The organism is Alkalinema sp. FACHB-956 (genome assembly GCF_014697025.1).
Lineage (GTDB): Bacteria > Cyanobacteriota > Cyanobacteriia > Leptolyngbyales > Leptolyngbyaceae > Alkalinema.
The window spans coordinates 1-14,288 of sequence record NZ_JACJRC010000005.1 but is presented as its reverse complement, the minus strand read 5'-3'; the positions used below and the strand labels follow the sequence as shown (position 1 = coordinate 14,288).

9 protein-coding genes and 1 CRISPR repeat array are annotated in these 14,288 nt (G+C 55.1%); all 9 genes read right to left on the bottom strand.

All coding sequences use genetic code 11. The features are described 5' to 3' along the window. Positions 1-447: 447 nt before the first annotated feature. Positions 448-1,014 (bottom strand): hypothetical protein, encoded by a 567-nt coding sequence (locus tag H6G21_RS08085; protein ID WP_190572517.1) that lies wholly within the window; start codon positions 1,012-1,014, stop codon positions 448-450. A 201-nt stretch (positions 1,015-1,215) separates the two neighbouring features. Continuing rightward, positions 1,216-1,971, bottom strand: coding sequence for an urea ABC transporter ATP-binding subunit UrtE (gene urtE, locus H6G21_RS08080; RefSeq protein WP_190572515.1), 756 nt, complete (start codon positions 1,969-1,971; stop codon positions 1,216-1,218). An 87-nt stretch (positions 1,972-2,058) separates the two neighbouring features. Beyond that, positions 2,059-2,814 carry an urea ABC transporter ATP-binding protein UrtD gene (gene urtD / locus H6G21_RS08075; RefSeq protein WP_190572513.1) on the bottom strand — a complete coding sequence of 252 codons (756 nt, stop codon included), beginning with the start codon at positions 2,812-2,814 and terminating at the stop codon, positions 2,059-2,061. After that, positions 2,774-3,961 carry an urea ABC transporter permease subunit UrtC gene (gene urtC / locus H6G21_RS08070; protein ID WP_190572857.1) on the bottom strand — a complete coding sequence of 396 codons (1,188 nt, stop codon included), beginning with the start codon at positions 3,959-3,961 and terminating at the stop codon, positions 2,774-2,776. Before urtC ends, urtD begins: the two co-directional genes overlap by 41 nt. A gap of 89 nt (positions 3,962-4,050) precedes the next feature. After that, positions 4,051-5,400, bottom strand: a complete 1,350-nt coding sequence (locus tag H6G21_RS08065) for a branched-chain amino acid ABC transporter permease (RefSeq protein ID WP_190572511.1) — start codon at positions 5,398-5,400, stop codon at positions 4,051-4,053. 236 nt (positions 5,401-5,636) lie between these two features. Further along, on the bottom strand, positions 5,637-6,947 hold the full coding sequence (gene urtA, locus H6G21_RS08060; protein ID WP_190572509.1) for an urea ABC transporter substrate-binding protein: 1,311 nt from the start codon (positions 6,945-6,947) through the stop codon (positions 5,637-5,639). Positions 6,948-7,267: 320 nt separating this feature from the next. Beyond that, the gene (ureG, locus tag H6G21_RS08055; protein WP_190572507.1) at positions 7,268-7,891 is read right to left on the bottom strand and encodes an urease accessory protein UreG; all 624 of its coding nucleotides are present in this window, start codon (positions 7,889-7,891) and stop codon (positions 7,268-7,270) included. A gap of 178 nt (positions 7,892-8,069) precedes the next feature. Then, entirely contained in the window at positions 8,070-9,392 is a 1,323-nt protein-coding gene (locus H6G21_RS08050) for a DUF58 domain-containing protein (protein WP_190572505.1), read from the bottom strand. A 3-nt stretch (positions 9,393-9,395) separates the two neighbouring features. Further along, positions 9,396-13,337 (bottom strand): hypothetical protein, encoded by a 3,942-nt coding sequence (locus H6G21_RS08045; protein WP_190572503.1) that lies wholly within the window; start codon positions 13,335-13,337, stop codon positions 9,396-9,398. 279 nt (positions 13,338-13,616) lie between these two features. Further along, positions 13,617-14,183: direct repeats of the CRISPR family, unit length 36 nt; unit sequence CTCCCCACTCGCTGGGGAACCCAATTGAATGGAAAC. Positions 14,184-14,288 lie beyond the last annotated feature (105 nt).

Here is a 14,288-nt window from a genome sequence, read left to right as displayed (position 1 = left end):
GGATGAGGGCATCTAAAGAAGCCCAAAAATTTAGAGCCACCCCGTTTGACATCACAAACAAGAGTGGCTCGATCGAATGTTAAAATTCTCAACAAGCCTCCTTGCTGTTCACGCAGCGAGGGGGAATAGCTACCCGGAGTTGCTCCCACAACAAAGGGTAGTGCCCTAAATTTTCAGGATCCCAGCGGCCCCGTGCTTCATACCGTACCGTCAATCGTAAGCCAAACTGAAAGAAGGATGTCCACGGAACCGCTATGAAAAGCTAGATTACGAAGAAAGCAGACCCCTGTCAATCCGTATTTACAAAAATCGATCGGGTGTCAAATGATACCCGTACCCGATCGCCTTCCAGTCTCCCAAGTTTATCTGTCCCTAAAACCCGATCGCTAAAACCCGATCGCTAAAACCCGTGTATGCGCTTCGAATAAATTCCCATTGCTGAATCCATTAACGTCTTTTATGGATTACAGAATAAACCTTATTCATTGCCTGTTGCACTCGGGTATAACTCGGATCTTGATAAATGCGTTGTTGAATCGATTCCAACTGACGATACACCAACTGCATTTGTGTTTCGCTACGAACCGTTCCAAGATACTGCTGAAGCTGGCGTTGCTGGGCTTGTAACTGCCGCACTTGGCTGGAATAGGGCAAGCGACTTTCGAACCGTTGCATCGTTCTCTCAAAATCTTCAGGAGACTTCACATTCCGCATATCTTGATCAAACTTGCGCATCTCCGCCAATAGCTCATCCGAAACGCCATCCTGATTTCGATCGATCGACAGATCAATCAGCTTTAACGACCCAGTCTCCACCTTGCACTCCCGATCGAGGCTCCGAATCCCCTGCCCCGGAATTTCAATGTAACAAAACGGGCGATCGACGGAAACGGGTGGGCGAGTGGGCGGCTTGCGAGTGGGCCGATTAGACTGGGCAAAAGCCGCTTCACTGACGGTAATCGCCATGACTGCAAAGGACAGCAGCGCCAACAACTGGGTAGGGAGACGTTTCATAAAGGTTGAATCTAAACTTCGATCTACATCTACTACCTACAACCAGTGAGTTATGCAGTACGGAAAATCTTCCATTGCTTTTTATGATAGCTAGCATATTTTCCCCCAAGCACAGGCCACCCCAAGCACAGCTCACCCCAAGAACCCATCCCCCCATACAAAAGGGTAGCCCCTGGGGCGAAGCAGTCCTGTCCTGGCCCATTAGACGGCTAGGAACTGCTGAATCACAGCCTTGCTCAGTTCACTGGTCGGCCCAGACGCCACAATGCCCCCCTTCTGCATGGCGTAGTACCAATCCGCCTTACGGACAAAGTGCAAATGCTGCTCCACTAACAGCACCGAAATCCCCCGCGTTTCCACAACCCGACGCACCGCATCCTCAATATCCAGAATAATCGAGGGTTGGATCCCCTCCGTCGGTTCATCCAGCACCAGGAGTTGCGGCCTACCCATCAGCGCCCGCGCGATCGCCAACTGCTGCTGTTGGCCCCCACTCAAGTCCCCGCCCATGCGCCCCAACATCTTCTTCAGCACAGGAAATAGCTCAAAAATGTCATCGGGAATGTCCTTCGATCGGGGATAGCGACCGCCCAACGCCTCCAAGCCAATCAGCAAATTTTCCTTCACCGTCAACTTCGGAATAATTTCCCGACCCTGGGGCACATAGCCAATGCCCATCCTGGCACGGCGATCGGGCGAGGCTTGCCCAATGGCCTGTCCATTAAACTGAACGGAACCACTGCGGGCCTTCAGCACCCCCATCACCGTTTTTAACAGCGTCGTTTTGCCCACCCCATTGCGGCCAATCAGACAGACCATTTGGCCCGGTTGCACCCGCATATCCACATTGCGCAGAATGTGACTTTCGCCATAGTAAACATTCAGATTGGACACCTGGAGCGTGGGCGGGATCCCCGCCTGACCCACATTCCTTAAAACCTGACTCTCTGCTTGCATGGTGATTGTTTCCTCTTGCAATCGAACCTTGTGCGATCGCATTCCTTTGCGATCGAATGCGCTTGACCTGACCCGTCCTGGGGCTTTCTAGTCCTCGTCTTCCTCTTGGTTCCCCAGGTAGACCTCAATCACCCGAGGATCGGACTGCACCTCATCCATCGTCCCCTCACAAAGCACCGTCCCCTCATGGAGCACCGTGATTTTGCGGGCAATCTGGCGGACAAATTCCATGTCATGTTCAATGACCAAAATGGAATGGTGGGCGGAGAGAGCCAAAAGCAGATCACCGACCTTTTCCGTTTCCTCATCGGTCAGCCCTGCAACCGGCTCATCCACCAGCAACAAGTCAGGGGACTGCGCCACCAACATGCCAATTTCCAACCGTTGCTTTTCTCCGTGGGATAACAATGCCGCTGGGCTCTTCGCCTTGGCCAGCAACCCCACGGTTACCAACAGTTGCGCGATCGCATCCTTATCGCCCACCTTCGGTTTACCCAACAGCGTTTTCCAGAGGCTTTTTTGCTTGTTGTAGGCCAGTTCCATGTTGTCCCGCACGGACAGGTTGAGATAAACCCGTGGGGTTTGGAACTTGCGGCCCACGCCAAACTGGGCGATCGCGAATTCCGGCATTTTGCGCAGATCGCGACCTTTAAACCGGACATTGCCCGTGGTCGGTTGCACCTTGCCCGTGATCACATCCAAAAAGGTCGTTTTACCCGCCCCATTCGGCCCGATCACCACGCGCAATTCCCCAGCATCCATGCTGAAGTTGAGGTTTTTCAAGGCTTTGAAGCCATCAAAACTAACCGTCAGATTTTCGATTTCCAAGAGTTTCCCGCTCATATTGCACTTCCGGATCGGTTTCTAAACTGGGATAGGTCATGATTTCCGTGCGGCCCAACAGCGATCGCAACCCGTCGCGCCCTTGGGTCACCAGCCAGCCCACAATGCCATCGGGCAGAGCCGTCACGACTAAGAGGAACAACGCCCCTTGGAAAAACTGCCACACTGCCGAAAATTGTTCACTGAGCAAGCTCTTGGCAAAGTTGACGACCAACGTCCCCAGGATTGCGCCCGCTAAGGTTGCCCGACCGCCCACGGCGACCCAAATCACCATTTCGATCGAAAAACCAATGTCCATGGCATTGGGCGTAATGATCCCCGACTGCACGGTATACAACGCCCCGGAAATTCCGGCCAACGCTGCCGATACCGCAAAGACCAAGACCTTAAAGGCCGTGGGGTTATAGCCCGAAAAGCGCACCCGAGGCTCATCATCCCGAATCGCCACGAGCAATTTGCCAAAGCGACCACTGGTGAGCCAGCGGCAGAGGGCATAGGCAGCGACTAAAAAGACGACGGTTAGAAAATAGAACGTCCCTTGCACCGGAGCGGAACTGACCACTTGGCCAAAAAGCGTGGCGGTATCCGTTTTTAATCCGTTAGTCCCGTTGATCAGTTTCTGCTGACCGTTAAAGAAATTGAAGAAAACAATCAGTGCCGCCTGGGTCAGGATGGAGAAATAGACCCCCCGAATCCGGTTACGGAAGACCAAGTAGCCCAACACAGCGGCTAACAAGGCGGGAATCACCATCACCGCAAACAGGGTAAACGGCAACGAATAAAACGGTTTCCATAACAGGGGTAATTCCGTCCCCCCGTAGAGCGTGATGAACTCCGGCAACTGGCCTGCTGGAATTTGCAACTGCAAATACATCGCCAGGGCATAGCCCCCTAGGGCAAAAAATAACCCATGGCCCAAGCTGAGAATGCCGGTATAGCCCCAGATCAGGTCAATGCCCAGTGCCGCGATCGCCAAGGCCATGAAGCGCCCCAGCAATCCCACCCGGAAGGACTGACCCGTAATGTTTAAAATGCCTGGAATCAAAACCAAAACAGCGATCGCAAGTCCTGCCACAATGGCTGCTTCCACCCAAAGCCGCGATCGAGACTTGCCAGGAGGAGGTGTTTTCGGTGATTTTTCAACGATGGTTTGCACGGCTACATCCAAGAAGTCATCAATAGAAGTCTAAGCATCCAGTCTGGCATCCAGTCTGGCATCCAGTCTGGGTATCCAGTCTAAGCATCAACCGTTCGGCCTTTCTGGGGAAAGAGCCCCGCCGGACGAATTTGCAGAAAGACAATAATTAAGGCAAAGACCAATACTTTCGCCATACTGATGGTTGAGAAAAACTCAAAGAATCCTGAAACGGGCGCGATCGGTTTAAACAACGTGACCAGACTCCCGGAACCAATGATGTAGTTAGACACCCCGAGCACCAGTGCCGCCACAATACTGCCAACCAACTTACCAACACCACCAACCACAACCACCATGAAGGTATCCACAATGTAGGTTTGTCCAGTGTTCGCGCTGACGGAACCCAGCAAACTGACGGCACACCCGGCGATCCCCGCCAAGCCCGATCCCAAGGCAAAGGTCAGTGCATCCACCCGCTCGGTTGGAATCCCCAAGCAAGCACTCATGCCCCGATTTTGCGTCACCGATCGAATGCGTAAACCCCAATCGGTTTTATTGAGAAATAAATAAACCGCTGTTAAGGCTGCCAGGGACAGGACAATGATGAAGGCATCGCGGTAGGGTAAGCCCGATTGGATATCGCCGATTTGGATATCCCAACGCCCCCGCAACCAAGTGGGAGCCGTCACGTTTTGCCCCTGGTTGCCAAACCAAGGACGAACCCAGGTGGTCTGGACTTTGCCCCAGTAATCACTAATATTCCACGCCAAGGCCGCTGCGGCAATGAAGGCAATGCGACTTAAGCGTTCACCGATCCAATCTTCGTTCCGTTGCGGCAAACTTTTCCAGCTGCGATAGCCCAACAAAACCAAGACGCCGATCGCGAGCAGGATCTGAAGCCCAAGGACGCCCGTCAGTTGGGTCACCACAAACGCAGCGGCGGCAGATAGCAAGGCATCCAGCCCCAAGGCCCCGATCGACAGCAGGCGATTTTGCAGCATCCGATCGCTGAGGGGAGTTTTGCTAAACAGCAGTTGGATGCCAAAGAAAACGGCGCAGAAGACACCAATGCCAATGACAAACTGCCAACTGACACTGCGGACAAACTGCTGCAAAATCAAGCTGACCCCCCAGGTGGCGAGCAAGGTCTCCAACGGTCGTCCGTAGAGAAAGCGCACGACACCCCGTTCCAAGACCAATCCAAACAAAGCGGTAACAATGAATGCAGCAAGGATGGCTGGAAAGATGTAGAAATCGAATAGGGGGGTTCCTTTCAATGCATTTTGAACCACCACAGTTGTGTAGGCTCCCAGCATCATCAATTCGCCGTGGGCCATGTTAATCACACCCATCAAGCCAAAGACGATCGCTAAGCCCAGTGCCGCTAGGAGCAACACTGACCCATTGCTGAGTCCACCAAAAATTGCATCAAGCAAACCAGAGAACAAAAGCCTATCCTCCTCAAAACGGAAGAACTCGATACGGAAGAACTGGATGCAGACTGGAATGCCCCTCCCATATCAACTCCGAATTAGCTTGGAATTGAGTGGAGAGAGGCATCAGTCGTTATTGTTTACGGATCTGAGCGATCGCAGAGATGCCTGCAATACATTTGCTTAGCGAATACTACGATCGCTCAACCTGTCATATGACTAATCCATCACATGACTAACCCATCAGACGATTAGGCAGCCTTGAATTTGCCACCCTTCGCTGGATCAGACCAGTCGCAGGAGAAGCCCTTCGTTTCCGCAACGAACTGGTTCCAGGGCACGGGTTTGACGGCTTCCTTGGTTTCGAAGACGATCTTGAACAGACCATCTTCCGCCACTTCCCCAATCCGCACAAACTTCGATAGGTGGTGGTTGGATTCCAGGGTTACCTTCCCTTCCGGTGCATCAAAGGTTTGACCGTAGGCCGCCTTCTTCACCTTGTCAAGATCTTCAAAGGTGCCTGCTTTTTCCACCGCCTGCTTCCAGAGGTAGACCATGATGTAGGCCGCTTCCATGGGATCGTTCACCACACGGTTTGCACCGTACTTGGCTTTGAACGCTTCCACAAACTTCTTGCTGGCGGGGGTATCTACGGTTTGGAAGTAGTTCCAGGCAGCGTAATGGCCCTTCAGGTAGGACACCCCGATCGCCTGTACTTCTTCTTCCGCAATACTGACGGACATGGTGGGATATTTATCCGGCCCCATGCCTGCGGCTTGCATTTCCTTAAAGAAAGCAACGTTGGTGTCTCCGTTCAGGGTGTTGTAAATCACGCCCCCATTGGGAAGGGCCGCTTTGATTTTGGCGATTACAGGCTTGACTTCGGTGTTGCCGAGGGGAATGTAGTCTTCACCCACGGTCTTGCCACCCTTAGCCGCCAGTTGCGCCTTAATAATCGTGTTGGCGGTTTGGGGGAAGACGTAGTCAGACCCAACGAGGAAGAAGTCTTTACCCTTGTTTTCCAGCAGCCAATCCACGGAGGGTTCGATCTGTTGGTTGGGGGCAGCTCCGGTGTAGAACACGTTATTGGAGCATTCCTGTCCTTCGTATTGCACCGGGTACCACAACAGGTGCTTCTTGGACTCGAATACGGGCAGAACGGCTTTACGGCTGGCAGAGGTCCAGCAGCCAAAGACCGTAGCCACTTTGTCTTGGTCGATCAACTTCTTGGCTTTTTCAGCAAAGGTCGGCCAAGTGGATTGACCGTCTTCCGTGATCGGTTCAATTTGCTTACCGAGCACACCACCGGCTTTGTTGATTTCTTCGATCGCGAGCAGTTCAGCATCTACAACGCTCTTTTCAGAGATGGCCATTGTGCCGCTGAGGGAGTGAAGGATGCCAACTTTAATGGTGTTGCCACTGCCACTGGCTGCGGGGGAAGCTCCTGGAGAGGTGGTAGAGCTTGTGGTGGTGGTGGGGGCTGAACAAGCTTTCAGCAGCAAACTACCTGCTGTGGCGGAGCTAAACAGGATAAACTCACGCCGCCCAAATTGCTTTGTCATTGTTTGAACTTGCTCCTCACAAGGGGATTGAAATCAAGATGCAGAACATGACTGACCGAGGTCGCATCTCCAACATGCTAGAACCGCATATCCTGCAAAAATGTATCTAGGTACACCAAACCCCTAGGTTTCTGGTATGAAATGCAACCTAAATCACGGAGAGTTTGTGATCTGTATCCCCTGTGCAAGTACGGTTAATTGTCTAGCCTTACTTTGCATTTATTGAAATATTGCGACTTACTGCAATATTTCTGGAAAGACCGCAACAATGGGCGATCGGGTTCCGCGATCGGGTTCTGTGCTTGGGTTCCGCGATCGGGTCACGCGATCGTGGGGGAGAGGGCTTGGGGGTGGAGGTGGGAGGTAATAAATTGAATGATGGGATCAAGTCCTTCCTGGGTTTTGAGGTTGGTAAAGCTGAAGGGTTTGTCACCGCGCATCCGGCGGGCATCGCGATCCATCACATCCAAGCTAGCGCCGACGTAGGGGGCAAGATCGATTTTATTAATAACGAGGTGATCGGATTTGGTAATGCCGGGGCCACCTTTACGGGGAATTTTGTCACCACCCGCGACATCAATCACATAAATGGTCAGGTCAACCAGTTCGGGGCTGAAGGTTGCTGCCAAATTGTCACCACCGCTCTCGACAAAGATAATGTCGAGGGTTTGAAAGCGTTGTTCCAAGTCTTCGATCGCGGCGAGGTTCATGGAGGCGTCTTCGCGGATGGCGGTGTGGGGACAACCCCCGGTTTCGACCCCGAGGATACGATCGGCGTTGAGGGCTTGGCTGCGGACGAGGAATTGGGCGTCTTCTTGGGTGTAGATATCGTTGGTGACGACGGCGAGTTGATAGCGATCGCGCAATCGTTTGCACAGGACTTCGACGAGGGCGGTTTTTCCGGAACCGACGGGGCCTGCAACTCCGACACGTAAGGTACTCATGGAGATCTACACTCCTGCAATCACTGCAATCACTTAAATTGGTAATCCATGCATATCAGAACTGACTCTGATCTTCAAGCCATCCGGCAGGAATTGTAAGGATTAATTTTGATTGTGCGATGGACGTTGTCGTCATTGGGTGTCGTTCTTGCCACGGGGACAACCGAGCACGATCGCACTAAAGCTGATTACGGAGCTTGAGTTGTAGGTAGCGGTCGATGAGTTGATCGGTTATTTGATCCGCTGGGGCGTCTAAGACTAATACGCCTTTTTGCTTCAACTTCGCAAAGGCCACTTGCCGCTGGTTGATCAGATCTAATGCGACGGCACGGGCATAGTTTTCTGCGACTTCGCTGCTAAATTCGTGGGCTTGGCGATCGATTTGGCTATCCCGCAGCGCAACGCAGAAGGGTAAGTATCGGGGGGCTAACCGTCCCATGGCATTGAGCAATTCCATTGATGCAATCTCATCGACAATATCTGTAATCATCACCACGAGGGCACGGCGATGTTGTTGTTGGGTGACGGTGTTGATAGTGCCGAGATAATCGGGTTCGATGAAATCCGGTTGGATGGGGGTGAGTCGTTCGAGTAATTGCGTGAGTTGCCGATCGCCCCGTTGCGGCGGAATCCAGGTGTGCAAGGCCCGATCGAAGACGCCTACGCCCACCCGATCGCCCCGTTTCAAGGCCGTTAACGCCAGGGATAGGGTGGCATTTAAGCCCCAGTCGAAGCGTTGTAACCCATTCACCTGGGCTGTCATCAACCGCCCCCGATCGAGCAGGATAATCAGCGTTTGTTCCTGCTCCGGTTCTAGGACGCGCACCAAGGGGCGATCGCGCCGTGCGGTGGCTTTCCAGTCGATGAGCCGGGGATCGTCCCCCGTGGCATAGTCCCGCAGTTCTGCAAATTCCGTGCCCATGCCGATGCGGCGATTTTGCCGGAGGTTGCCCGTTGCCTGGAGTGCCAGCCGAATTGAGAGAGATCGGAGCCCAATCAGATCTGGGAAGACCTCCACCGGGGTCGATTCCGCCACCGTCCAATCCATCCACAGCAATTTCCAGCCGCTCAGTTGTCGCACAGCAATTTTGCCCCAGGTGTAAGACCCGCGATAGGTGGGTTTGGCCTGGTAGGTGAGATCCAGGGTTTCCTGGGGAGCGAGGCTGGCTTCTAGGGTTGCCTGGGAAACGCTGAAATGCTGACGGGGATAGGTATCGCGAATTTGCACGATCGCGCCACTATTTTTAGCACAAACCGTTAGGGTGATGGGATTATCCCGTCCGATCGAGAGCCGGGAGATCGGCTGACGGATTACCTCAACCCGCTGCGATCGACTGCGAATACCATCCATCACCATGGCTGCTAGGATTGCTACATCGTATAGCAGCAGCAACAGTAACGCCAATCCCAAGCCCCCTTTTCCCGGCCAAAGTAGCGCGAATAGGGTGGTGATAGCTGCCCCAAAAATGAGTAAACCGTAGAGACGCAAGGTGGGGATCATGGACTACTCCCAGGCATCGAGTTCGTTGACCCAGTATTGCACAAAGGCGATCGCTTGGCTGCGACGGGCTTCGAAGGTGGCGGCAATCCAGATTAGTAGCAACCCGACCAGAATGCCCAAGCCCCAGAGGAGGAGGGAATAGTCGCTAATGAACAGCCAAAGTTGCCGCAGGACTTTTAGCATAAACATTACCGTTCCCACGTAGAGGTAGGCTCTGACCCGCAAGCCCAGTCCGGCGAAGATCAGTCCTAGCCCTAGGCCGATCGTCAGTAAGCCTTCTAGCCAACTTTGTTCCGATTGTAAAAAGGCAGTTGCACAGAATAAGCCGACGGCTAAACAGCGAATCCAATGGCGTTTTTCTTTGTCCGCCTGCGATCGGAGGCTGGGGTCTACCTGCACGATATACAACAGGCTCAAACTCACAACGGACACGTACCACAGCGGATCTTGGAATTGCCATTGCATGAAGAGTCGAAACAGTCCCCAAACGGCAAAGAGTAAGCCGAGATAACTCACGCGAATTTGCTGGGTGACAGCGGCGAATCCGGCATAGAAACCGCCGGTGATTAACAAGCTGGGCACGTTAATCGTTAACGCAGTGAGCAATGGAACTGCGGTGGGTAAACTCAAGGCGCAGTGTTGCCATGGCCGATCGTCCCAGCCCCAGCGCCGCCAGGGAATGGCATAGGTCACAGCCGCGACGAGGGTCGCGATCGCGCCACCCCAATTCCACAGGATGGCATCGGGCAACCACTGGTAGAGAAGATACCCGATCGCGGCCCAAGCTTGGAGGACACCGGGATAGGTCCAGTCTCGCACCTGTCGCCCTTGGCTGATGGCTTGGACGGCCAGCGCGGCCATGAGTCCAGCCCAGCCGTAGCCTGCGGTGACGCTGTGGGGTAAGGGCAATGCCAGGATGGCCAACAGTGTGCCGAGGCCCCAATGGAGATGCATCAGGGCGGTGATTTCGGAGCTGCTGAGGTGGCTGTAGTTGACCAGGGGCCGTAGTAGGAGTCGATAGCCGATCGTCAGGGTGGTGGCGAGTCCGGCGAGGAGAATGACGGCGTCTCCGACTTGGCCGCCGGGAGGGGCTTGGGAGATTTGATAGAGCAGTAATTCGTAGGCTCCAACGGAAAAGCCAATGATGCCGAGATAGCTCAGCGCTTTGAGGGAAGATTGGCGACGACCCACGCTGAGGAATGGGATGGTGGCCACGATCGTCCACAGTCCGGTGAATTCGGTGAATTGCAGGTGGATAAGGAGCAGGGCAAAGCTGGCAAAGCTGAGGGGGAACCAATGGAAGGCTGATCGCCAAGCTAGTTGGGCAATGCGATCGCGGCGGAGGGCTAGGGTTCCATCCCCGGCAATTTGCGTGACCCAGGCGATCGCGAGGTTACCAATAATCCGCATTTCGAGGGGCGCATGGGTCAGTTCGGCGAGGAAGGCGATCGCGAGTTCGATCGTCCAGCCCAACCCCAGGAGAGCCAGGGTGGTGATGCCTTGGGTCAGGCGCAGTCCGATGCCGATGAGGACTAATCCGGTTGCAATGAGGAATTGGTTGGGAATGCTTTGCGGGTAGGTCACAGTAAAGGCATAGGCTGCAAGTAGGGTCAAAATCAGGATGACAAAGGCGGTGATGCCGATCGCCCAACCGTTGGCGGCTCTGGCGTAGAGAACGGGTAAGGGTTGGCCTGGGGGTGTTTGGAAAACGGTGAGAATGGTGTTTGGAGAAGTGCTTTTAGGATTGCTAGTGGGATTATCGGCGGAAGTACTAGTAGAAGTGCTAGTAGAAGTGCTAGTGGAGGGATCGCGTCTGGTCGATCGCAGACAGAGTTGCCGCAGGAGCCACAGCCCGATCGACAATGCTGTGCACCACACGAAGAGCCAGTCGTTAAACCAGACGATATTCAGTTTAAAGAAGCCTGCACTGAGGCTGGTCATGGCTGCGCCGAGGGTGAGGGCGACGGGAAGGAGGTTGCGGAGGATTTTGGCGTTGAGGGCCATTAAGGGGGTGACGATCGCGGTACAGAGGAGGAACGGATCGAGGGCGAAGCGGGTGAGTCCCGGTGCTAGGACGAGGGCGAGGACGCTGAGGGCGCTGGCTTGTCTGGGTTGGGGGAAGCGGCGCGATCGGGCCAGGAGCCAGAGCATGATGGGAGCTGCTAGCCAACTGAGGCTCCAGTAGGGGTTGCTGGCGTCGGTCCAAAGGGCAATGTTCAGCAAGACGTACCCGATCGTAGCGAAGCCGAGGCCCATGTACCAGGTGCTGGTTTGCCAGGGGCCTTGGGTGCGGAGGCAGAGTGCCCACTCGACGACCATGCCTGCGAGGAAGATTGTGGCCCAGACGGTGCTGTCTAGATTGGGGGTGGCCCAGATGATCCAGGAGAGGCCCGCGAGAATGCTGATGCTGTGGGTGGTGTGGATTCTCCAGGGGGGGATGGGGCTGGTTTGGCGCGATCGTAGGTAGAGTGCAATGCCGAGGCAGAGGGCGGAGAGGGTGAAGTAGATGGCCCGGATGAGGGGGTTGAAGAGGCCGGGGAGGGCGAGGGTGATGCCCCAGGCGAGGGTGATTTTTTGGGTGAGGAGGGCGAGGTGGGGTTGGTTTTGGCGTTGGAGGTATTGGGCGAAGGCGATCAGGCCGAGGAGGCTGGCGAAGAAGCCGAGGCCGGTGAGTTCCCAGGCTCCCAGTTCGAGGTTGGCCCAGCGGGCGATCGTGGCGAGGATGGAACTGCGCAGGCTGGGGGGAAAGAGGACGCGCAGGAGGCTATAGGTTTGCAGGCCGACGATGATGAGGGCGACGGTTTCTTGGTTGCGCCACGATCGCACAAGGCGTTGCCAGAGCAGGAGGAGTCCTAGGAGGCTACAGCCGAGGGCTTGCCAGAGTTGGCCATCGGTGACGGCGACGAGCCAACCGAAGCTGAGCAGTCCTGCACCTGCCTGGGCCCAGAGGGGTCGGGGGAGGCTGCGGTTTTGTTGGATCAGCAGCCAGCCGCAGAGTCCTAGGCCAAGGCCGAAGTGGCTGAGGGGGATCTGGGCGGCGAGGGTGGCGCGTCCGATCAGGAGGAGGGTGGCGAAGGCGATCGTGAGTTTGCCGAGGTCGGGGGTGGATGGGGTAGAGGGTGATGAGGGTGAGGGGGGTGATGAGGGTGGGAGGGTGCGTAGTTGGAGGGCGGTGGTGCCGAGGATGCCTGTGTAGGTGGCGGTGAGGGGGATGCCGGGGATGGCCCAGCCCCAGTTGAGCCAACTGAGGAGGCTGCTGTTGAGCCAGGTGAGACGGGGACTGGTGCGGAGGAGTTGAAATTGCAATAACGAGAGGGTGATGGCTGAGAAAATCACCATGGCCCAGCCGGGGGGGCTATTCCAGAGTCGGAAGCCGTCCATCATCCAGAAGTTGACGGGGATGATTAGGAGGGTGGTGATTTGGAGCATGCGGCTGGTGAGGCGCAGGCTGGGGTTTTGGGCGGTGTACCAGCCGACGGCTCCGAAGGCGATCGTGTAGGCCCAGAGGATGGCGTATTGGCCGATCGGGGTGACGTTTTGCCATTGGGCGGCGGCGAGGACGGCGGAGGAGATGACGACGAGGAAGACGCCGAGGAAGAGGAGCCAGACGACGGCGATCTCGGCCATGAGGCGGGTGAGGAGTTGGCTGAGGCCGGTTTGGGGTCTGGGGGGTTTGGGGGTGGGTGGGGTAAGGGGGTGGGTGGGTGAGGGGGTGAGGATGAATTCGCCGCGTAGATCGGCGGCGGGGATGGGGCTGCGATCGGGGGTGGGTTGGGGTTCGGGGATAGGCCGATCGCAGGTGAGTTGGTTGCGGGCGAATTTATGGATTTGAGCTTCGGTGAGGAGGCCGAGTTGGAGCCAGAGGTCGAGGCCCTGGAGGAGTTGGGGGTGTTCGTTGCGGATGTAGAATTCGAGTTTGAGGAAGCCTTGCGATCGGTTTGCCATGGCAGCTTGGGTGATGCGGTTCGGTATGCTGATTTTGGCAAAGGTATTTCGAGTTGCTGCGGAAGCTATGCAACTTTTTACGTTGTCTGGGGTTGGGGTTGCGACGCTGGGGGGAAGGGGGCTGAAAGGTTGATTTTGTGTTGGGAGCTTCGATGGGTTGTGGGGTAAGGGTTTCGGGGATTTTTTTGGAGGGTCGATCGGGGTTTGGGAGGGGATTTTGGCTGAGGTTCGCAAATGGGGGTTGAAAGTCCGATGGAGATTGGGTTTAATAGGGGTACCCTCCCCACTCGCTGGGGAACCCAATTGAATGGAAACCCAATCAATGTTGTGATCAGGTGATCAGGGATTTGCTCAGCTCCCCACTCGCTGGGGAACCCAATTGAATGGAAACCAGGGCAAATGACGCCCCGAGTAATACGTTGTTGTTGGCATCCTCCCCACTCGCTGGGGAACCCAATTGAATGGAAACCCAAGCGTACCGGACACCCTTGACAACCAACCGCCAAACCACTCCCCACTCGCTGGGGAACCCAATTGAATGGAAACAAGGTAAAGACTATGTGAGAAAAATCAAAAGGATTTAACTCCCCACTCGCTGGGGAACCCAATTGAATGGAAACACCAACGTACAAAGGGTAAAAAAATCAACAGTTGGGTATCTGCTCCCCACTCGCTGGGGAACCCAATTGAATGGAAACGTTGCTGGATGTACAGAAAACGGGATTGACCGCGTTAGCTCCCCACTCGCTGGGGAACCCAATTGAATGGAAACCGATCGTGGAACGACTTGAGCTGATAGGGAAGCAGTCTCTCCCCACTCGCTGCTACCGTGTACACACAAGTCAGGGGAAAGTCATTTTCCAACCTAAGAAAATGCCTTCAAACCGTTGTAGACCCTTGACGATCGTCACAACACCAGGGGGACGCTGCGAGGGATAGCCAGACCATCCC

Excerpts from the sequence above, each read along its gene's own strand:
- H6G21_RS08085 (WP_190572517.1), bottom strand. The coding sequence starts at position 1,014 with ATGAAACGTCTCCCTACCCAGTTGTTGGCGCTGCTGTCCTTTGCAGTC.
- urtE (WP_190572515.1), bottom strand. The coding sequence starts at position 1,971 with ATGCAAGCAGAGAGTCAGGTTTTAAGGAATGTGGGTCAGGCGGGGATC.
- urtD (WP_190572513.1), bottom strand. The coding sequence starts at position 2,814 with ATGAGCGGGAAACTCTTGGAAATCGAAAATCTGACGGTTAGTTTTGAT.
- urtA (WP_190572509.1), bottom strand. The coding sequence starts at position 6,947 with ATGACAAAGCAATTTGGGCGGCGTGAGTTTATCCTGTTTAGCTCCGCC.
- ureG (WP_190572507.1), bottom strand. The coding sequence starts at position 7,891 with ATGAGTACCTTACGTGTCGGAGTTGCAGGCCCCGTCGGTTCCGGAAAA.
- H6G21_RS08050 (WP_190572505.1), bottom strand. The coding sequence starts at position 9,392 with ATGATCCCCACCTTGCGTCTCTACGGTTTACTCATTTTTGGGGCAGCT.
- H6G21_RS08045 (WP_190572503.1), bottom strand. The coding sequence starts at position 13,337 with ATGGCAAACCGATCGCAAGGCTTCCTCAAACTCGAATTCTACATCCGC.